The sequence below is a fragment of the Pseudomonas sp. PDM31 genome, assembly GCF_019218965.1.
Taxonomy (GTDB): domain Bacteria; phylum Pseudomonadota; class Gammaproteobacteria; order Pseudomonadales; family Pseudomonadaceae; genus Aquipseudomonas.
Genome location: NZ_JAHUWS010000008.1, coordinates 207,727 through 228,517 on the forward strand (window position 1 = coordinate 207,727; position 20,791 = coordinate 228,517).

Annotated in this window: 20 protein-coding genes; 9 read left to right on the forward strand and 11 right to left on the reverse strand. The window is 61.3% G+C overall.

The genetic code is table 11. From position 1 onward, the window contains the following. Positions 1-98 precede the first annotated feature (98 nt). Positions 99-914: a gamma-carboxygeranoyl-CoA hydratase gene (locus KW839_RS17365; RefSeq protein WP_218425018.1), complete on the forward strand. Its 816-nt coding sequence runs from the start codon at positions 99-101 to the stop codon at positions 912-914. Then, entirely contained in the window at positions 914-2,869 is a 1,956-nt protein-coding gene (locus KW839_RS17370) for an acetyl/propionyl/methylcrotonyl-CoA carboxylase subunit alpha (protein WP_218425019.1), read from the forward strand. Before KW839_RS17365 ends, KW839_RS17370 begins: the two co-directional genes overlap by 1 nt. A gap of 39 nt (positions 2,870-2,908) precedes the next feature. Here the strand turns inward: KW839_RS17370 and KW839_RS17375 are convergent, their stop codons facing one another. After that, positions 2,909-3,556 (reverse strand): LexA family transcriptional regulator, encoded by a 648-nt coding sequence (locus KW839_RS17375; RefSeq protein WP_060543515.1) that lies wholly within the window; start codon positions 3,554-3,556, stop codon positions 2,909-2,911. 129 nt (positions 3,557-3,685) lie between these two features. Between KW839_RS17375 and KW839_RS17380 the strand changes: the two genes are divergently transcribed. Both KW839_RS17380 and KW839_RS17385 read left to right on the forward strand, forming a co-directional pair. Next, positions 3,686-4,018 carry a DUF6124 family protein gene (locus tag KW839_RS17380; protein WP_060543514.1) on the forward strand — a complete coding sequence of 111 codons (333 nt, stop codon included), beginning with the start codon at positions 3,686-3,688 and terminating at the stop codon, positions 4,016-4,018. A gap of 482 nt (positions 4,019-4,500) precedes the next feature. Then, on the forward strand, positions 4,501-5,652 hold the full coding sequence (locus KW839_RS17385; protein WP_218425020.1) for a M14-type cytosolic carboxypeptidase: 1,152 nt from the start codon (positions 4,501-4,503) through the stop codon (positions 5,650-5,652). Positions 5,653-5,824: 172 nt separating this feature from the next. Here KW839_RS17385 and KW839_RS17390 read toward each other — a convergent pair whose 3' ends face one another. Next, positions 5,825-6,370, reverse strand: coding sequence for a cytochrome b (locus KW839_RS17390; protein ID WP_218425021.1), 546 nt, complete (start codon positions 6,368-6,370; stop codon positions 5,825-5,827). Then, on the reverse strand, positions 6,367-7,452 hold the full coding sequence (locus tag KW839_RS17395; RefSeq protein ID WP_218425022.1) for a catalase family peroxidase: 1,086 nt from the start codon (positions 7,450-7,452) through the stop codon (positions 6,367-6,369). Before KW839_RS17395 ends, KW839_RS17390 begins: the two co-directional genes overlap by 4 nt. Positions 7,453-7,616: 164 nt before the next feature. On the opposite strand from KW839_RS17395, the gene KW839_RS17400 reads away from it, so the two are divergent. Together KW839_RS17400 and KW839_RS17405 are read left to right on the forward strand one after the other, a co-directional pair. Then, positions 7,617-8,123, forward strand: coding sequence for a sigma-70 family RNA polymerase sigma factor (locus KW839_RS17400; protein WP_218425023.1), 507 nt, complete (start codon positions 7,617-7,619; stop codon positions 8,121-8,123). Beyond that, positions 8,120-8,872, forward strand: a complete 753-nt coding sequence (locus tag KW839_RS17405) for an anti-sigma factor (RefSeq protein ID WP_218425024.1) — start codon at positions 8,120-8,122, stop codon at positions 8,870-8,872. The genes KW839_RS17400 and KW839_RS17405 overlap by 4 nt, the downstream gene beginning before the upstream one ends. Before the next feature lie 30 nt (positions 8,873-8,902). On the opposite strand, the gene KW839_RS17410 is transcribed toward KW839_RS17405, so the two are convergent. From KW839_RS17410 to KW839_RS17440, 7 genes are all read right to left on the reverse strand, one after another. Next, complete coding sequence (locus KW839_RS17410) at positions 8,903-9,874, reverse strand: spore coat U domain-containing protein (RefSeq protein ID WP_060543509.1); 972 nt, start codon at positions 9,872-9,874, stop codon at positions 8,903-8,905. Next, positions 9,871-12,228: a fimbria/pilus outer membrane usher protein gene (locus KW839_RS17415; RefSeq protein ID WP_218425025.1), complete on the reverse strand. Its 2,358-nt coding sequence runs from the start codon at positions 12,226-12,228 to the stop codon at positions 9,871-9,873. Before KW839_RS17415 ends, KW839_RS17410 begins: the two co-directional genes overlap by 4 nt. 86 nt (positions 12,229-12,314) lie before the next feature. Continuing rightward, positions 12,315-13,103 carry a molecular chaperone gene (locus KW839_RS17420; RefSeq protein WP_218425026.1) on the reverse strand — a complete coding sequence of 263 codons (789 nt, stop codon included), beginning with the start codon at positions 13,101-13,103 and terminating at the stop codon, positions 12,315-12,317. 30 nt (positions 13,104-13,133) lie between these two features. Then, positions 13,134-13,634, reverse strand: a complete 501-nt coding sequence (locus tag KW839_RS17425; RefSeq protein ID WP_060543506.1) for a spore coat U domain-containing protein — start codon at positions 13,632-13,634, stop codon at positions 13,134-13,136. Positions 13,635-13,638: 4 nt separating this feature from the next. Next, on the reverse strand, positions 13,639-14,175 hold the full coding sequence (locus tag KW839_RS17430) for a spore coat U domain-containing protein (protein WP_218425027.1): 537 nt from the start codon (positions 14,173-14,175) through the stop codon (positions 13,639-13,641). A 20-nt stretch (positions 14,176-14,195) separates the two neighbouring features. Beyond that, positions 14,196-14,729, reverse strand: coding sequence for a spore coat U domain-containing protein (locus tag KW839_RS17435; protein WP_060543504.1), 534 nt, complete (start codon positions 14,727-14,729; stop codon positions 14,196-14,198). Between the two features lie 103 nt (positions 14,730-14,832). Beyond that, a complete protein-coding gene (locus KW839_RS17440; RefSeq protein WP_218425028.1) occupies positions 14,833-15,360 on the reverse strand; it encodes a spore coat U domain-containing protein in 528 nt (175 codons plus the stop codon). Between the two features lie 273 nt (positions 15,361-15,633). On the opposite strand from KW839_RS17440, the gene zapE reads away from it, so the two are divergent. Next, a complete protein-coding gene (zapE, locus tag KW839_RS17445) occupies positions 15,634-16,758 on the forward strand; it encodes a cell division protein ZapE (RefSeq protein WP_218425029.1) in 1,125 nt (374 codons plus the stop codon). A gap of 81 nt (positions 16,759-16,839) precedes the next feature. Then, positions 16,840-18,174: a leucine-rich repeat-containing protein kinase family protein gene (locus KW839_RS17450; RefSeq protein ID WP_218425030.1), complete on the forward strand. Its 1,335-nt coding sequence runs from the start codon at positions 16,840-16,842 to the stop codon at positions 18,172-18,174. A gap of 273 nt (positions 18,175-18,447) precedes the next feature. Here KW839_RS17450 and KW839_RS17455 read toward each other — a convergent pair whose 3' ends face one another. Beyond that, complete coding sequence (locus KW839_RS17455) at positions 18,448-19,152, reverse strand: YebC/PmpR family DNA-binding transcriptional regulator (protein WP_060543500.1); 705 nt, start codon at positions 19,150-19,152, stop codon at positions 18,448-18,450. A 215-nt stretch (positions 19,153-19,367) separates the two neighbouring features. On the opposite strand from KW839_RS17455, the gene KW839_RS17460 reads away from it, so the two are divergent. Next, positions 19,368-20,789: a type VI secretion system Vgr family protein gene (locus KW839_RS17460; RefSeq protein ID WP_218425031.1), complete on the forward strand. Its 1,422-nt coding sequence runs from the start codon at positions 19,368-19,370 to the stop codon at positions 20,787-20,789. Positions 20,790-20,791 lie beyond the last annotated feature (2 nt).

Below are 20,791 nucleotides of genomic sequence, written 5' to 3' on the forward strand. Positions count from 1 at the left end.
CGCGCTTGTGTGGCGAGGGGGCTTGCCCCCGTTCGATTGCGCAGCAATCGTAAAACTGCACAAACCCGCTCCCACAAGGACCGTGGAGACGGAAGAACATGAGCGACTTCAATACGCTGGAACTGCTGACCGACCCTCGGGGTTTCGCCACCTTGTGGCTCAGCCGTGAAGATAAGAACAACGCCTTCAACGCCGAAATGATCCGCGAGCTGATCCTCGCCCTCGACCAGGTAGCGAGCGATTCCAGTTTACGTTTCCTGTTGCTGCGCGGTCGCGGCAAGCATTTCAGTGCCGGCGCCGACCTGGCCTGGATGCAGCAATCGGCTGAACTCGATTACGCCACCAACCTCGATGACGCCCGGGAACTGGCGGAGTTGATGTATAACCTGGCCAAACTGAAGATCCCGACCATGGCCGTCGTGCAAGGCGCAGCCTTTGGCGGCGCGCTGGGCCTGATCAGTTGCTGCGACATGGCCATTGGTAGCGATGACGCACAGTTCTGCCTGTCGGAAGTGCGCATCGGCCTGGCGCCAGCGGTGATCAGCCCGTTCGTGGTGCAAGCCATCGGCGAGCGCGCGACCCGTCGTTATGCATTGACCGCCGAACGCTTCGGCGGGCAGCGGGCACGGGAAATCGGTTTGTTGTCGCAGAGCTACGCCGGTGCCGAGCTGGAACAGAACGTCGAGCAGTGGATCGACAATCTGCTACTCAACAGTCCGGCCGCGATGCGCGCCAGCAAGGACCTGTTACGCGAAGTCGGCGACGGCTCACTGACCCCCGCATTGCGCCGCTACACCGAAAACGCCATCGCCCGCATCCGCGTCAGTCCCGAAGGCCAGGAAGGCCTGCGCGCCTTTCTGCAAAAACGGCCGCCGAGCTGGCAGGCACCCACCACCACCAAGGAGCCGCGTTGATGAGCGCACCTGTCCTCACCACTCTGCTGGTGGCCAACCGCGGCGAAATCGCTTGTCGGGTGATGCGTACCGCCAAGGCCCTGGGGCTGACCACCGTGGCCGTGCACAGCGCCACTGACCGTGACGCCCGCCACAGCCGTGAAGCCGATATTCGCGTCGACCTGGGCGGCAGCAAGGCCGCCGACAGCTACCTGCAAATTGACAAACTGATCGCTGCGGCCAAGGCCAGTGGCGCCCAGGCCATTCACCCCGGCTACGGCTTTCTGTCGGAGAACGCAGGCTTTGCCCGCGCCATCGAAAACGCCGGCCTGATCTTCCTCGGCCCGCCCGCCTCGGCCATCGACGCCATGGGCAGCAAGTCCGCGGCCAAGGCCTTGATGGAAACCGCCGGCGTACCGCTGGTGCCCGGCTACCACGGCGAAGCCCAGGACCTGGAAACGTTCCGTGCGGCCTGCGAACGCATCGGCTATCCAGTGCTGCTCAAGGCCACGGCCGGGGGCGGTGGCAAGGGCATGAAAGTGGTCGAGGGCGTCAGCCAGCTGGCTGACGCCCTGGCCTCGGCCCAGCGTGAAGCGCAGTCGTCGTTCGGTGACTCGCGGATGCTGGTGGAGAAGTACCTGCTCAAACCGCGCCACGTGGAGATCCAGGTCTTCGCCGATCAGCACGGCAACTGCCTGTACCTCAACGAACGGGACTGCTCGATCCAGCGTCGCCACCAGAAAGTCGTCGAAGAAGCACCGGCGCCAGGCCTGAGCCAGGAACTGCGCCGCGCCATGGGCGAAGCCGCCGTGCGCTCGGCCCAGGCCATCGGCTACGTCGGTGCAGGCACCGTCGAGTTTCTGTTGGACGCCCGCGGTGAATTCTTCTTCATGGAGATGAACACCCGCCTGCAGGTCGAGCACCCGGTCACCGAAGCCATCACCGGCCTCGACCTGGTGGCCTGGCAGATTCGTGTGGCTCGCGGCGAGGCATTGCCGATGACCCAGGACCAGGTGCCGCTGATTGGCCACGCGATCGAAGTACGGTTGTATGCCGAAGACCCGGGCAACGATTTCTTGCCCGCAACCGGACGCCTGGATTTGTATCGTGAATCTGCCGAAGGGCCAGGACGCCGGGTCGACAGCGGTGTAGAAGAAGGCGACGAAATCTCGCCGTTCTACGACCCGATGCTCGGCAAGTTGATTGCCTGGGGCGAGGACCGTGAACAGGCGCGTCTGCGCCTGTTGAGCATGCTCGACGAATTCGCCATTGGCGGTCTGAAGACCAACATCAACTTCCTGCGCCGCATCATCGCTCACCCGGCGTTTGCCGCTGCCGAACTCGATACCGGGTTCATCCCGCGCTACCACGAACAGCTGTTGCCGGCCCCGTCCGAGCTCGGCGAAGACTTCTGGCAGGCGGCCGCCCAGGCGTTTGCCCAGAGCCAGCCGCACGCAACCCGAACCGATGACCCGAGTTCTCCGTGGGCCGCTCGCAGCGGCCTGCGTGTCGGACTGCCGCGGGAAGTCACCCTGCACCTGAGCTGTGAAGGCCAGGACCGGGCGCTGACCCTGGGTGCCACGGATGCTCACCGTGCCAGGCTCTCAGGCGACTACCTGACGACTGAGCACAATGGCGTACGTCGCCAGCATCGCGCCATTCGCAGCGGCGACGCCGTGTATCTGCAATGGCAGGGCGAACTGCGCCGCATCGAGTCCTACGACCCGATCAGCGCCGTCGAAGCCAGCCACAGCCATCAGGGCGGCCTGACCGCGCCGATGAACGGCAGCATCGTGCGGGTGCTGGTGGAGGCCGGGCAAACCGTGGAAGCCGGGGCGCAGTTGGTGGTGCTGGAAGCGATGAAGATGGAGCACAGCATCCGCGCGCCCCATGCCGGGGTGATCAAGGCGCTGTATTGCCGGGAAGGCGAGATGGTCAGCGAAGGCAGCGCACTGGTCGAACTGGAGGAAGCCTGAAGTGAAGATCGGTCCTACGCCTTGCGAGGACCGATCTGATCAGAATTTGGCGGTTGCCTGAACCACTACGCCGATGATTCGGCACTCGTCGTGGTACAAGGCTTTCGGATACGTCGGATTGAGCGGGACCAGGTAACGCTGCCCGCCCTCTTCGATCAGCTTGCGAAAGGTCGCCTCGGGGCAGTCGGGCCACTGCGCAATGACCAGTTTTCCCGGCACCGCCGCCACTGCCGGATCCACCAGAATCATCATGCCTTCGGCAATGCTGATGCCACAGGGTGCGGTCATCGCATCCCCTGTCACTGTCAGCCAGAATGCTGCGCCCCGGGCGTGGTAATCGGACAACTCGAAACGCCCCGTGTCATAGACCGCGGTGTCGCCGTCGCGCACTTCGACAGGTTCGCGCCAGTCACTGACCGGGTAACGGAAATACGGGTTGTACTTTTGTGTCAGAGGGATTTCGTCGTCCTTGGATGCCTGCGGTTCCTTGATCACCAGGGCGACCTCGAGAAACCCCAGGCCCAGCGCCTGCAGGACACGATTCATGTCATCGATGCCCGGCTCACGACGTTTGTTCAGCCAATGACCAATGCCGCCCTGGGACATCCCGAGGCGTTCGGCGAGTATTTCCTGGGTGATTTTGAGTTCACCCATCTTGGCCTTGACCAATTCAATCCATTTATCCATGTGCGGCACGATACGTGGGCGTCTCCGGCCATCAAAACACAAATTGTAGTATTTAAATTATCGTCACAAATACAGATCGTACTACCATGAATTCACGGATCTGAATTCATCACGGAGTTTGCCATCATCATGGAACACCCTGCCAACGACCTGCCAGACATGCAAATCGACACCACCCTGACCTCGCCGCAAGGCTCTGCCGCAGCACAACGAGCGCTGGACTATTACTTGAAACCAACAGTTTCCGAGGCGGTGGTCGAGACGCGCTTCTTCGATGTGAGCCGCAACGTCAGCAGTGAAGAGGCATTGGTCCATGCTTCAGACCTGTTGCGCTGTGCCGCGGCCACCGCGTTCGAATCGGCCAGCCATCTGCAAGGCGCCATCCGCGACCTGGCGTTTTCGACCGTGCACATGATCGACATGGCCAAGGCCCTGGTGGATCGTTCTCTGGAAGGACGCTGAAGCGCGGACGAAAATACGGGAGGACGGAAGAGAATTTTCCCGCACGGATAAAAATGCTTGACCCGCAAACGATAATGATTATTATTACATCGACTGATCGCGAGATCAGTCGATGGACCAGGTGACCTTAGGTCGGTCTCCTGGACTATCTCCTCATCAGGCTAATCACGGTTTTTGACCCGGCTTTTTGCCGGGTCTTTTTTTGCCAGTTAATCTGGCTTTGGCTTCAGGCTAATGAAGTCTTTGGGGTGCCGCTAATTGAATGGCGCCGATGATGGCAAAAGAATGGCCGACGGCAATAGAAGCCCGGCACCACTGGATCAAACCAACGACGAATAGCACTTGAGAATCAATTGCATAGTCTCTAAGCTGCGCCGGCGTCATGGAGGACGCCCCCACTGCTCCACCCCATAAATTCCCTCGGTTTCACCCAAGCCTTGCGTGTAAAGTAGCCACCATAAAATCATATTCAGGAACCGATTATGACCGTGGCGAAATCCTCCTTCGACATCAGTGCCAACTTCGACAGCGGCAACATTGAAGTGCTGGATATCAGCAATCCGCTGCAGGCATTGCTGGCCATCAAACCCGATACCCGCAGTCAGCATTTCCAGTGGTTCCACTTCAAGGCCAGCGGCCTCCATGTCGGCCAGGAACACTGGTTTCGCCTGAACAACGCCAGTCGATCCTCGTATAACAAAGCCTGGGATGGTTATCAGGCAGTCGCGTCCTACGACCACGTCAACTGGTTCCGCGTACCGACCATCTTCGAGGGCGACTGCCTGCGTTTCAGCCTTGAAACCACTGCCACTCATGCCTGGTTCGCCTATTTCGAACCCTATAGCCGTGGTCGCCACGACTGGCTGATCGAGCAGGCCCAGACCAAGGCCGGCACCGAACTGCTGGCGACCGGCAAGAGCGTCGAGGGGCGGGATATCCAGTTGCTGCGCAAAGGCACCGGGGCCGAAGGCCGACGCAAGGTGTGGATGATTGCCCAACAGCATCCGGGCGAACACATGGCCGAATGGTTCATGGAGGGGGTGATCGAACGCCTGGAGCAGGACGACGACCCGGTACTGAACAAGCTGCTGGCCAGCGCCGACCTGTACCTGGTGCCGAACATGAACCCGGACGGTGCGTTCCACGGTCATCTGCGCACCAACGCCATGGGCCAGGACCTGAACCGGGCCTGGCAGAGCGCCAGCCAGGAGATCAGCCCGGAAGTCCTGTTCGTACAGCAGCAAATGGAAAAGTACGGAGTCGACCTGTTCCTCGACATCCATGGCGATGAGGAAATCCCTTACGTGTTCACCGCCGGTTGCGAAGGCAACCCGGGCTACACGCCACGGATTGAAAAGCTGGAGGAGCACTTCCGCAGCCACCTGAAGCACCTGACCAAGGACTTCCAGAGCAAATACGGTTACACCCGGGACGAACCGGGTAAAGCCAACATGACCCTGGCCTGCAACAGCGTCGGCGAGAAGTTCGACTGCCTGTCGTTGACCCTGGAAATGCCCTTCAAGGACAACAATGATTCGCCCAATACCTTGACGGGATGGTCGGGCAAGCGCTCCAAACAGTTGGGCAAGGACGTGTTGACCACCGTGGCTGACATGGTCGATACCCTGCGCTGATTCACCTCGATGGTCGCACCGGCCACTGCGGTCTGATCAAACTGGATGCGTCCTGAGGATCACCGTAGGAGCCGGCTTGCTGGCGATAGAGGCATGAGCGTTTCGTACGTCTCAGGCCCATCGCCGGCAAGTCGGATCGCCGCACCGCAGCTCCCACAGGATCGCGTAGGGGTCAGGTGCGATCCCTGCCCCGCAGCATACTGTCCAACACCTCATCCCGCCTTACCCAACCATGAAACAACGCCGCCGCCAGGTGCAGCAGCACGGTCAGGAACAACAGATACGCCAGATACCCATGGGACTTGCGCAGGAAGGCAAATACCTGGGCATTGGCCGGCACAATCGACGGCAACTGCAGCGAGTTGCTGAGCATCACCGGCTCGCCAGACGCGGAAATCATCGTCCAGCCCAACAGGGGTATGACCAGCATCAAGGCGTACAGCAACACATGCGACGCCTTGGCCGCCAATACTTGCCACCCCGGCAAATCTGCCGGCAGCGGTGGCTGCGTGGTGGAGAAGCGCACCACCAGGCGCACGATCACCAACAGCAAAATGGCCACGCCCAGGGGTTTGTGCAGGTGGATCAGCCATTCATGACGTTCGGAAACCGAGGCAACCATGCCCGCGCCGATAAATAGCATGGCGATGATCATCAGCGCCATCAGCCAGTGCAGCAGGCGCGCCAGCGGTGCGAAGTGGTTAGGTTGAGTGCTCATTGCCGGGTCTCCTGTTTGGCGGCGGGCAATTGGCTGACTTCGCTGGTGCGACGCAGGTAGGAATTGGAGTAGCCGGCTGAACGAGCCGCGAGCAACGGGTCGTCGGACCCTTCGATACCGGCGGGCAGTACCAAGGGGTCGTAGTTGATGTCACGGCATTCGCCGTTGAGTTGTGCCTGGGCTTTCTCAAGCACCAGGGTGCCGGCGTTCAATACCTTGCGCCCCTCAGGCCAGGCCTTGCTGGCGTCATTGACCGGGTCGCCGGGGTTGGCCAGGGTAATGTTCAACTGCCAGCGCAACGGCCCCGCGGCGATTCGCTGAACCAGATCTTTCTCGAGAAAATCGCCCCCTTGCGGTGCCGTCGCCCCCGCCGCATCCTGCGCCACCGGCACCATGCTCCAGCGCACGGCCTGCTTTTGCCCGGCCGCGTTGACCAGGTAAAAAGCATTGACGCTGTTGTAGGTCTCGGTCACGTAACTGGCAGACGGTTTGGCGGTTTTGATCCAGGCCAGAAACGGTGCGGTTTCCGGATGAGAAGCGAAGAACGCCGGCGGCGCAGCGGGGTTCGGCTTGCCGGTGGCCGGGTCCGGTGACTGGGCTTTTTGCAGCTCATAGAATGCTTGCGGCGTACCTACCGGGAACACCGGCATGCTGTTCATCCCGGTGCGCCATTGCTGACCGTTGGCCTGGGTGAAGCGCAGCGCCATGCTGCGGATCGGCACGGCGTTGTCCGGCGCGTATGGATTGCCGGCTGGCAAAGCGAATCGCCCGACCACCGGGGTTTGTGCCTGATTGAACACTTGGGCGGTGGAAAAGCTGCGCGCCTCGTCAGTGCTCTCGAAATGGCCGATCACGCAAACGCCTTTGGAGTGGTTGCGACGGAACCCGGGATGCACGCCGTTGTTGGTTTCGAGCACATTGATCAGTTTTTTCGGGGTCAGGCGCTGGGGGTCGAGCGTACCGTTGACATAGGCAAAAGCCCCGGCGACTGCGGCGACAACCACGGCAATGCCCGCCAGTCGTAACGTCAGGCTCGCGGCACTCAACGGTGGCCTGCCCGGCGGTGATGATCGATCTACCATGAAAGACTCCAGGGCCATCGGCCACAAGTGAGAAGAATCAAGCAGACGAACCGCACCCGGGTTTATTCCTTGGTGCGGTGTTTATTTTTTCAGGCATGGAATAACTTCCGATACCAAGCGTCTTGCTGGACACTCACCACAGCGTAGTGACCAGTCAGAACTTCATGAACGATATTGACGAACAACTCAGAGAAATCATTCCGCGACTGCGCCGTTTTGCCGTGTCGTTGACGCGTAACACCAGCAGCGCCGATGACCTGGTGCAAGCCAGCCTGGAGCGTGCGCTGTCCAGTTGGGGCGGTAAACGCGCGGGCGGCGACCTGCGCGCCTGGTTGTTTTCGATCCTGTATCGACAGTTTCTCGATGCGCACAGACGCTCGCGACGTTATGCGCGAATGCTCGAATTTTTCACCGGGCGCGACGATGCGCAGCCTTCGGTAGAGCGCACGGTGATGGCTCAATCCACCCTCAATGCCTTTGACCAACTGCCCACCGAGCAACGTGCGCTGCTGCTCTGGGTGTCCGTGGAAGGCTTGAGCTATAAAGAGGTCGCCGAGATTCTCGACGTCCCCACCGGTACCGTGATGTCCCGCCTGTCCCGGGCGCGCCAGGCCCTGCGCCAACTCAGTGATGGCGAAATCAACCGCCCTTCCCTGCGGAGACTCAAATGATCAGCATGCCCCCCGGCGAGCGCGACCTGCACGCCTACGTCGACCATCAACTGAGCGACGCCGACCGCCGCCTGGTGGAGACTTTTCTCGGCAATAACCCCGAAGTGGCCGCACAAGTACGCGCCTGGCAGCAGGATGCCCAGCACCTGCGCGCGGCCCTCGGTGGCGCCTTGCAACAGCCGCCGAACCCCACGCTTGATCCGGCGGTGATACGCCAGCGCCTCAAACGCCAGTCCCGTCGACACCTGGCCAGTGCCGCTGTGTTGCTCATCGCCGTCAGCATCGGCGGTGTCAGCGGTTGGCAAGCGCGACAAATGACACTGGCGAGCCCCCAGCTTCCGATGACCGATGCCCTGCAGGCGTATCGGCTGATTGCCCAGCAAGGCCTCCTGCCAGCGGACTACAAAGTCGGCGCCGACGGTGATATGCAGGATTGGCTCGACCGTTACTTCACCCGGGCCAATCGCCTGCCCGACCTCTCGGGTGCAGGATTCAAACCGGCCAGCGGGCGTTTGCTGAGTACTGAACAAGGCCCTGCGGCCATGGTGGTCTACGAGGATCAGGGCGGGCAGAAAATCAGTTTCTACGTGCGCCCGCCAGGGCCGAAAAACTTCCTGCTGCCCAGGGGCAGTCGTATCGATGGCGGGTTACAGGCCGAGTACTGGTCGGGCAGTGGCTACAACTATGCGATGGTCAGCCCGGCGGATACGGCGGCGGCGCAGATGCTCAAGCAAACCACGCAGTTCTGATCACACCCCCACTGGTTCTGCGGCATGACCTTAGAACCCGACATCCAGCACCACGTTGTCCAGATAGGTCCCCGCCGGCGGGGTGGGCTGGTCGGTATAGATCTTCGCGTTGTAGTTGAAGATCTGGCTGCCGGTGCCAAGCCCGTTGCCGGGATTGACCTCGGCGTCGCTGCTGGCCCGGCGCGCGCTGCCGACGCTGCCCCAGCGGGTAGTGCCGGCGCTTTTGAAAATGTCGTAGGCCAGATAGTTGCTGCCTGAAATCATCCGCCGCCGACCGTTGACACTGATTGCATTTTGTCCGTCACTCAAGCCCACGGTGTAAGCGCTGCCCTTGGTGCACATCAGGTTGATGGTCTGGCCGGTGACCGGGGTAAAAGCGCTGACCACCGGGGCGCTGCCGAATGCAATGTTCGGCGCGGTAATGGTGCAGTCATTGGCGACCGTCAAGTTGACGGTCAGGGTGGCCGTCCCATTGCTGATGTCACGCCCCAGGCACAGGTCGCCAAGACCGATACCGGAGCAGTAGTTCCAGCTCCATAAAATACTCAGGGTTTCGGTGTACACCCCGGCCGCGACATTGCTGCCGATAGTGGTACGCAGGTAAAGCGGCACGGTTTTCGGTGTTGTGCCGTTAAGCAGGCCGAGGGCGTCGATGATGCCGTTTCGGGCGAAGTCATACGGTGTGCCGCGAGTAATGGGATAACTGGTGCTGTTGTTGGCGTAGAGGGTGTAGGCGATGACATCACCGGTGGGGCCGACCAACCCGCTCTGCAGGGATGTGACGGTCGCCCAGAAATGGTCATTGCTGGTCAGCAATGACAGCAGTGAACCGGTGCAACTCAACCCGGCATTGAGCGTGGAACTCGATTGCGCGGTGGTGCGCACAGCAATCGAACTGAGGGTGCCGAACGCCACCGGCGTGGTGCCCACCACCGAGCACAGCGCCCATGTCGTCCCCGGAATAAGCAGCGCTGACAACAGGAGCCATTTCACCAGCCTCATTGGCACACCAACGGCCCGATCAACGGGATCTGGTCCTGATTCATATCCACGGCGAACTGCACCGCGCAGGTTTTGCCGCCGGCCAGGGTCACCCGCAAATTGTTCTGCGGCTGGAGGTTTTCCAGGTACACCAGGCCGTCCCAACCCACCACGGTTTGCGTACCACTCTGCTCGTGCACGACGCTACTGCCCAAGGGCAAATCCTGCTGCTGCGCATCCACCAGTACGATGCTCGCGGCGACCATCCGGCTCAGCGCAAACTCCAGCAGATAACCACTGCCACGGCGCACCGCGATGCGTTGCTCGACATCAGGGCTGCGCACGTTGGCCGGCAGATTCAGTGGATCGATTTCATATTTGCCACGGTAATAGGCGCTGCTCCAGGGCACCAGCAAGTGACCACTGCGGTCAGTCTGGCCTACCACCTGGTTTTCGTAACGCACCGGAATATCGGCGAAACCATCGGTGCTGACCACCACAAAGGCATCGTCGATGCGATTGGCGGCGAACACTTGCCGGTCCATCCACACCAGCGATCCACTGGCATCGGCCCAACGGGTTTCGGCTTCGTCGGTACCATAGACGCCGGCCTGCAACTGCACCGACTGCAGGCGCCAGGTCAGGTCGGCCTGCCGGTACTCCGGCCCGTCACCTTGGGCGTAGCCCAGGTTGAAACCCACCCCACCCTGGGTCGGAACAGCGCGGCTGTAGTTGACCCGTTGCTGGGTTTGCCCGCTGTTGCTGCGTTCGCTGCTGACCGCCAGGCTGCCGTGCAGGTCGAACGGAACCACCAGTTGCGCCTGCACCGCCCAATTGCTGTCGCTGATCTCGCGGTTGGCCGACAGGTAGAAACTGCTGTTGTGCCACAGCGGCTTGCTCCATGTCAGGTTGAGTAAGCGGGTGCGCGAATCATCCACCGCGCGCACGTCGAAATAACCGACACCGAGGCTACCCCAGGCATCGAGGTTCAGGCTCAGGGTCGCCTGTTCGCTGCGCTTGCTCAGGCTCGCAAAAGGTGTGTCGATCACACTCAGGTCGGCGTATTGATCGCGACGTTGCAGGCGCTGCCAGCTAAAGCTGTAGCGCTGGTTGCTGTACTGATAACCGATGCTCAGTTGCTGCCCGCTGTCGCCGTCGAAACGGCTTTGGCTGATGGCCGTGTTAAGCACGCCGAAATTGCCCAGGCGCATGTTGCCGCCGACACCTGCGAGGGTCAGGGCATCCGAAGCTTCGGCGTGGCTTTCCAGGGTCAGGTAATCACTCAAGCCATAACGCAGACTGCCGGAACTCACGCCCGGGCCGTAGCCGAAATCGCGCAGGCCATAGTCACGGCGCAAGGTGCCGGCCGCCACGGAATAATCACTCAAGCCTTTTTGCAAAAGGCTGCTGGTGACGTAGAACGGCACCGTCGTCGAGACCTGACGCCCCAACGCATCGGTGGTGACGACCACGGCTTCACCGGCACCGTTGATGAACGGAACGTTGGTCAGGGTGTACGGACCGGGTTGCAACTCGGCGCTGCTGGATTTGTAGCCGTTGATGAACAGGTCCACCGAGGATGGCACGGCGGCTTCGCCAGCAAACTGCGGCAAGGGATAGGTCACCAGATCCGGACGCACCGCAAAATCCCTCGACAGCTGCACCCCTCCCAGGCGCACTGAGCTGGTCCAGGGCAAGGCACCGCTGATCACGTCGCCCGCCTCGTAGGTCAGCAGGCGCTCGTCATCTGAGTAGCGCCAGGTGGTGTCATAGCGCAGGTAGCCGTTGTCCAGGGTGTTGATCGAGTCGCCGGACAGGGTGCGTCGATACTGCCCGGTGTTGGACAACGTGCCCCAACTATCAAACAGCCGCACCTCGTTCCAGGCGGCGAGGTACGTACCGGCATCATCGGTGTCATTGAAGTACAGGTCATAGTTGAACAAGGCACCGAAACTGCTCATTGCCGGGGTGCGCGGATAGACTTCGCTGCGTCCGACGAACTGCTCCGGCAGCCAGTCTGGCGGTACGTCCAGAAACAGGCGCTGGGCGGTGCTGTCGTACTCGCTGTGCAGGCCCGGCAGGCTGTCGAGGCTGACCTCGGCGGCGAGGTTTTCCGGCAGCTTCATGCCGGTTTCGCGCAACGCAGACGTCGGAACAAAAAGCTGCCCGTTGCGCTGCTCCACCGCCACGACCCGGCCGGTATTCATCTGGTTGACCACCATTTCCAGAAACAACTGCGCATCGGCCACCGCCTCCATGCCGCTGGGCGGAGGCGGCAGGTCGCCGGCCTCTGCGTGATGAACGACCACCAGGCAGCACACACAGCCCATGGCCCACAACGGACACTGAATCTTGTGAGCCCACCCCTGGCTCATTAGCGCTTCTCGCCCATTGGACTGTTTACCCCTTCAACGCCCGACCTACACAGGCAAGCCCCTCACCACAAAACGCTCAACCCTCCCTAACGTGCCGGCGCAACACTCTGCACCTGCGGTGCGCCATTGACCCGCACCTGCAAGGCCGGGTCGCCTGCCAGCGGCCCGGGGGCCGGCCAGCGCATGATCGCGCCGGGCAATACATACCCGAGCAAACCGTCTACCAGCGGCCGCGTCTGGCTGCCCTGCTTGAGTGCCACATCGGTCAACCGCGCATGCACCGCGCCCTGGTTGCGCACTTCCACATAGGGGCGCCCGTCTACCGCCACCGTACGCCAACTCAAGTCCGCCTTGCCCGCGCCCTTGGGGTCTCGCGGGCGAGTGCTGTCTTCCTTGCTCCACAGGCCCGCGCCGTAGGCAAACAGAGGGACCGAATAACGCATCTGGAAGCGAATCGCTGCGCCCGTCTTGCCGTCATCGGTGGAGGGTGGTTTCGCGGAAGGGATTTCATCGATGATGATGCGATACGCCAGTTCCTGCCCCGGTGGAATTTCCCGGGTTCGGGTCAGGCGCACCAGTTGCTTTTGCCCGGGCTCGATCTTCGCCACTGGCGGGCTGCCGATCACGTCGCGCTGGTTCTGGTATTGATCACTGAAACCACTCTGGCTCCAGGCAAAGACGCGGATTTGCAGATTGGCGGTTTCATTACCGCGGTTTTCCAGCCATAACGCACTGGCCTGTTGATCCGCCTCCAGCACCGGATCGATGGGCCAGATCAATACCGAACTGGCCGCCTGCACGTTGAACGCTGTTAACAGCGTCAACACCAGCGAAGTAAAACCAACGACACAATGCCGCTGCGAAGATGAATACATCTGTCCACTCCTGATGATCTAACCGCTCCGCTACCACGACAGCTGCACCTGCAGCACATCGCTATACGTACCCCCCGGCTGATTGCCCGGCAATTGCACCTGGCCGTAGATCGGCAGGTTGATGTTGTTTGCATCGGCGTAGGCCACGGCCACGCTCTGGCCTATCCCCAATACCTGGCTGTACGCCGCATCGCGGAACAACTGGTACGCCACCCGATTGCTGCCGGTGCTGAGCTGCAGGTGTCGCCCGCCGCTGTTGTACTGGCCGCCATCGACCGTCATGTTCAAGGTCACGCCCGGCGTGCATTGCAACTGCACGCCACCGGTCAGCGCCACCTGCACCGTGCCGGTGTCCAGCGCCGAGCGGCTGCCGTAGTTCAGGCTGCCGTAACTGGAAACACCACCCACGACCAGACACCCCGGGGTGACCGTGGCGCTGACCTGGAAACTCTGGCTGGTCACGGCGGACAGCGGCAACGGCACGCTACCCGCGCACAACAGGAGCAACGCCGCACACCCGTGGCGGGCCATGACGCTAGAACGTCAGTTCGACGGCGACGGTGTCGGTGTAGGTCCCTGCCGGCAAACCGGCCTTGCCCAGGGCCTGACCGTAGATGTTCACGGTCTGCGCCGTACCGGTGCTGGCGGCGAGGTTGATCACGCCATCGATAGCCAGTAACTGCGAATGCCCGGCATCGGTGTACAGGTCATAGGGCACGTAGTTGGCGACACCGTCGAACAGCGCGCGGCTGCCGCCAGGCGACATTCCGTCATTGGTGCCGGCACGCACCTTGATCGTCGGGGTGGTGCCGCTGGAGCAGAGAATCGACAGCGCCCCGCCACCGCCACCCAGCACCTGACCCGTAGCGGTGGTGAACAGACTGTCGGTGGTGCCGAAGTTCAACGCACCGAAATTGAGGTTGGAGGAGCCGCCGGCACCGTTCACCTGGCAACTGCTGACCAGAATCAGGCTGGCGGAGATCTGGCCGGTGACCGTGGTGGCGGCCTGGGCGCCTGACGCCAGCGTCAGGCCAAGCAATGACAAACCAATTCTGGATGCAAACATGTGCATGGAGTACGTCCTCTACAGTTTTACCAGTCGAGCGTCACCGTCAGCGTGTCGGTATAAACACCGGCCGGTAGTGCGCGGGTATTCGCCACCACCGAGCCAAATACCGGAATCGGTACCTGGGCTGCGCTGGTGACAGCGAAATTTTGCTGTTGGCCGATGCTGTAGCTTTGGCTGCCAGAGGCATCGAGGAACAATTTATAGGGGATGGTCTGGCGACCGTTGCTCAGGCGTCGAGTGGTGCCGTCGCCGTGGGTGCCACCATCGATGGTGACGGTGAACCCGGTAACCGTGGGATTGCAGGCGACGTTCAGTTTGCCGCTGCTGTCTGAGCTGAGGCTGGCTTTGAGCGGGGCACTCCAGGTCGGGCCTTGCTCGCCGAAATCCAGGGTGCCAAAGTCGTTGACCGGGCTGTCGGGACTGGCCCCATTGGACACCTGGCAACCGGCGATGATGGTCAGTCGCGCGTGAAACTGCCCGCTGATCGCCGCTTGCGCGTCCTCGGTCAGCAGCACCAGTGCTGCCGCTATGACAACCATCCACAATCTGCTTTTCATGAGGTAATACCCGAGGCCCTCAGAATGCACGTACACGCGCGTTCGCCAGCGAACGCCCCTTCCTTGCACAGACCCGCTGCACCGGGCTGTTTGATCATCGTAGCTACCAGGTGACGGTCACCTTCACCAGGTCTGAATAGCTCCCCGCATGCGGTATCTGCGCCAGCGGCTCGATTCGCGCATACAGCGGCAAATCCACGGAACCGCTATCAGGCACACGACCGTTCATCGGCTGATCCACCCTCAGGGGGATGCGCCGCGCCGGGTCTTGATAAAGCCGATAGGGGATGGGTTGAGCGGAACCAGCATTGGCCGCCATGTAACGCACGTCGCCGACCCCGCCGTGCAGGCCACCGTCAACGCGTAATTGATAAGGGGTATCCGGGTTGCACTCGAGTCGCGGCAGGCGTGCATTCGTCAGAGCGGCCCCCAGCGGTCCCGCCTGGTCGTCCAGCCGTGCGGTACGGCCGAAATCCAGCACGCCCAGTTGTTCAATGCCGGCACTGTGTTGTGCCCCGACCAATTGACAGCCCCACTGCACGTCGACCCGAACCTGCACCTGAAACTCTGCGGCCAACACCGGTGCACCGAGCGCTACGCCCATGACTGCCAATACCACACGTCCTTTCACGGCCCCATTCCTCTTGAGAGGAGCTTTGTGTGGTTGAGGTTAGCAATGCACGGGAAATCCGCCAGTCAACGGACCAGACTTGCCCCACAATCGGGCATGGCTATATGCCATGAAAGCAACGAGCCAGCATTCCGGCGCCGCGATAAATCGTACCACCAGAAACTTTCTGGCCAATGGCCTGCCGACACCGCTGGAAGCAAAAATTCCCGGCTCTGGTTACACTATGGCGCCGCAACACAAAGCGCCTGTCCGCACTCCAGAGGTGATACCCCAGTGGCCGTTCGACCGCCCAACCGTTCGCCCATCAAATCGCGCTGGCAAACGTTGCGTCGCCTGCTCGGCAAAGTACCGGCTGCCGGCAACGCCGTGGCCGGCCAAATGATCCACGACCACTTTCGCCAACAGGCCCATGCCCAGGGTTACACACTCAGTCACAGCCAACAGCGTGTCATCGACTACATGGCCCTCCATGCCTGCACGCTGATGGGTGCCGCGGCAAAGCCCCTTCCCGGCCTGTACCTGCATGGTGCCGTGGGGCGCGGCAAAAGCTGGCTGCTCGACGGGTTTTTTCGGGCGATTCCCCTGGCGCAAAAGCAACGCCTGCACTTTCATCAGTTTTTCGCCCAACTGCACCAGGGCATGTTCGAGCACCGCGATCAGGCCGACGCCCTGGCGGTCACCCTCGATGAACTGCTCAGCGATTGCCGGGTGCTGTGTTTCGATGAGTTCCACGTGCACGACATCGGCGATGCGATGCTCATCACCCGGTTGTTCAAGGCATTGTTCAAGCGCGGCATCCTGTTGCTGGTCACCTCCAATTATCCGCCCGAAGGCCTGCTGCCCAATCCGCTGTACCACGCACGTTTCAAACCGGTGATTGACCTGATCAATACGCGCATGCAGGTGATGGAGGTCGGCGGGCCCCACGACTACCGCAGCCAGGCCCGGACCCATGCGCATCAATTGTTCACTCAGGGTCACTACGTCTGGCCGGCAAGCGTGGCGCAACGACAGGCGTTGAACCTGCCCGGGCACAATGCCCCGCCTGTATCGCTGGCGGTGGGCAGCCGGCATTTTCGAGCGCGTTTACGCGAAGGTCGCAGCATCGGTTTTACCTTTACCGACTTGTGCGATCAGCCCACGGCGGTCATGGATTATCTGGAGCTGTGCCGCCAGTTCGACCGCTGGATCATCGATGAACTGCCACTGCTGGGCGATTGCACGATTGCCGCCCAGCAGCGCTTTATCAACCTCATCGATGTGCTGTACGACCAGGACAAGCACCTGACATTGCTCGGCCAGCACTCATTGCGTGAAAGCCTGGGTGGCGATGCCATCGATCTTGCGCGCACCCGCAGCCGATTGGGGCAACTGGTCGAAGTCAGCGAACCGGCCTGACAGTCGCCACACCTTTGCCGCTATCATGTCGCCCATTTCCGGGGCCCCGCGCCCTCCTCTTGGTTAACAGCGAATCTGTTCATGCACACCCTTGCTCAATTGCGCGCCGGCGAGTTATCGGGCGTCACACGGCTGGATCTGGCCGAAGGCCTGACCGAGTTCCCGCGGGAAATTTTCGATCTGGCAGATTCCCTGGAAGTACTCAACCTCAGCGGCAATGCCTTGAGCGCACTGCCCGAGGATCTGCACCGCCTGACCCGTTTGCGAGTGCTGTTCTGTTCCGATAACCGCTTCACCGAGTTGCCGGCGTGCCTGGGTCAATGTGCCGCGCTGACGATGGTCGGTTTCAAGGCCAACCGCATCGCCCACGTGCCAGGCGCAGCGTTGCCGCCGCTGCTGCGCTGGCTGATCCTCACCGACAATTGCATCGAGTCGCTACCCAGCGAACTGGGAGAGCGCCCGCAGCTGCAAAAACTCATGCTCGCCGGTAATCGCTTGCAGGCATTGCCCGAGTCCCTGGGCAACTGCCATCGGCTGGAACTGATCCGCATCGCCGCCAACCAGTTGACCGGGTTGCCGCAGTGGCTGCTGGCCCTGCCGAGCCTGAGCTGGCTGGCCTATGCCGGTAATCCGCTGGAAACCGAAGCCGATGCCGCCGCCCTCGACGCCACGCCGCGCATTGACTGGTCGGCACTGCATCTGGAGAAAAAACTCGGTGAAGGCGCGTCCGGAGTCATTCATCAGGCCAACTGGCAATCGGCCGATCAGCCAGCCATGCCGGTGGCGGTGAAGCTCTACAAAGGTGAAATGACCAGCGATGGCTCGCCGCTGCACGAGATGAACGCCTGCATTAGCGCAGGCTTGCACCCGAATCTGATTCGCGTCGAAGGGCGGATTGTCGATCACCCGCAGCAAACGGCCGGGCTGGTGATGCGCCTGATCGCCCCGACTTATCGCAACCTCGCCGGGCTGCCGAGCCTGGCGTCCTGCAGTCGCGATGTCTATGCCGACGACCAGGGTTTCAGCGCAACCGTGGCCCTGCGCATTGCCTCGGGCATCGCCTCGGTGGCTGCACACTTGCACCGTCACGGCATCACCCACGGCGATCTCTATGGCCACAACATCATGTGGAATGAACAAGGGGAATGTTTGCTGGGAGATTTTGGCGCAGCGTCGTTTCATGCCACCGACGACAGCCATGAAAGCCGCGCGCTGCAACGCATCGAGGTACGGGCGTTCGGGATATTGCTGGGGGAGTTGCTGGAGCGGATTGATTCGGGGTTGAACGATGAGCAGCGCGCGGTTTTAGAAGACTTGCAACGGCGTTGCTGTCAGCCGCTGGTATTGGAGCGGCCGGGGTTTGACGAGGTTGTTCAGGCGTTGGCTGTGTTCAAAACGCTAAACACAAACTTGTAGCAAGGGGGCCTGTTGTAGTGAGGGGCACGCTACTGAGACGGGCTTGCTCTGGGGAGGGGGCTTCTGTGGCGAGGGGGCTTGCCCCCGTTGGGCTGCGTAGCAGCCCCCCAAAGCAGCGACCGCAGTGGTGGTTATGGGGGGTGGCTTCGCCACCCAGCGGGGGCAAGCCCCCTCGCCACAAAAGCCCCCATGCCACAGAAGCCCTCATGCCACAGAAGCCCCCATGCCACAGGAAGCCCCTCACCACTGCCCAGATCAAAAAAGCACTTGGGCTTAACCCGCCAACCCGACAAACATGTCCTGCACGTCATCGTGGTTGTCGAGACCTTCAAGGAACGCCTCGACTTCAGCCATCTGTTCATCGCTCAGGCCGCTGACCGGGTTTTTCGGCTGGTAGCCCAGTTTCGCCGAGAGCACGGTGAAGCCTTGTTCCGGCAGGGCTTTCTGTACCGCGTCCAGATCCGTAGGCTCGGTCAGGAACAGGGTGGCGCCGTCTTCGCCCGGCTCGAAATCCTGGGCACCGGCCTCGATGGCGGCCATTTCCGGATCGGCGTCCGGCGTGTCAGGCGAGGCTTCGATCATGCCGACATGGTTGAAGTCCCAGGCCACCGAACCGGAAGCCCCCAACTGGCCCTTGCGGAACGCGACACGGATTTCAGCAACGGTGCGGTTGATGTTGTCGGTTACACACTCAACGATCAATGGCACCTGATGCGGGGCGAACCCTTCATAGGTCACGCGATGGTATTGCACGGTTTCGCCCAGCAGGCCCGCGCCCTTCTTGATGGCACGGTCCAGTGTTTCCTTGGGCATCGAAGCTTTCTTGGCCTGTTCAACCACCAGGCGCAAATGCGCGTTGGTCGAGATATCAGCGCCGTTGCGCGCAGCAATGGTGATTTCCTTCACCAGTTTGCCGAAGATCTTGCCCTTGGCATTGGCTGCCGCTTCTTTGTGTTTAACTTTCCACTGTGCGCCCATTACTCACTCTCTTATCTGTGGCGCCGAAACATCTATTGGCCGACGCTTTGCGCAAGTTTATACGGCCTAAAGTTGGCAATCGACCAAAAATTCCGACTTGCATCGACATCTTCACCAGCTGTTGTAGGACGATTCTGAAAAGACGTTTTGCGGTGACTATGACGAACCGTGGTTTCGTACCCTCAGCGTCCAATTCCATAGCAGTGGCCTGCGCGATGCAAAATGACAAGGAAAGTCCTTTCACCCTGACGCTGCTCGACGTCGACTTGAGTTTGCAGGTGGTGCGGTTCAGTGGCCTCGAAGCCCTCAACCAGCCTTTTCGATTCGACATCGACGCGATTGACCTGACACCGGCAATCCCCCCCGAACAATTGCTGTACCAACCCGCCTATCTTGATTTTGGCCAGGGCCAGGGCATACATGGCGTTTTGCACAGTGTTGGTCAGGCGCACCGTGGCGCGCATCGGGTGGCTTACAAGCTGGTTCTGGTGCCGCGCCTGCAAGCACTGGAACAACAGTGTCGCCGGCGCATCTTTCGCGACCTGAATGTGCCGATGATCCTGCGTCAACTATTGGAGGATAACGGCTTGCCCGTCACCAGTTACCGCTTTGAATTGACGACCGGGCATTACCCCTTCCGACCTTTTTGCATCCAGTACGACGAAACCGATCTGGCTCTGCTGCAACGGCTGTGCGAAGAAGAAGGCATCCACTATCACTTCGAACATCAGCGTGATGGGCATGTGCTGGTCCTGGCCGATGACAGCCTGAGCTTCCCCCAGGAACCCTTGATAGTGCCTTATCACGACGCACTGGCGGATAACGTCGACGGGCCGGTCATCACAGAGTTGTACCAGCGCCATGACTCACCGCCGATCCCCGCTCGTGCGGATGCCAGCAACCGTGGTACATCGATCCCCGGTGACGGCGCAGCCAATCAATCCATTGGCGTGACGGCGCCGCTGCATCGCCCTGCCCGACAGCCGCATCCTGAGCAGCTCAGCCGGCGCAAACTGGAGCGGCTGCGCTGCCGACAGCAGCAGCTAAACGGCCGCAGCAATCACCCGGCCCTGACCAGCGCCCGGATCATCCAGGTCAGCGAACACCCCTTGGGTCATTTCAACGACCAATGGTTGATTACCGAGAACCGCCATGAGGGCAGGCAGCCATCGATACTCGCCGAAGACTGCGCGAGCATGACCCCGCAATACTTTAACCAGTTCAGCGCCATCCCCTGGTCGACCGCCTTCCGGCCACCGCTCAACCAGCGACGCCCAAGCGTTCCCGGTTTTCAGCCCGCCCGGATATGCGGCCTTTCCGGGCTTCCCCCAGTGCTGGATGATCGCGGCCGAATCGAGGTGAACCTATGGCCGTCGCAAACGGCGGCAGACGAGCCTTGCGGTCTGTGGCTACCGGTCGCACTGGCTTGCGCAGACACCCGGATCGATCCGGCCCGATTGCCTGTGGCCGGCAGCGATGTGCTGGTCAGTTTTCTCGACTGCGACCCGGATCGCCCGGTGCTCTGTGCAGTCATGGGCCACCCCGAGCAACCTCGACCCTCCCGCCCTCGGGAGCCAGCCGGCGATACCGGCCTGCTGCTCGACTGGCTGGTCAATCGCTCGGATCTCACGCCTTGAGC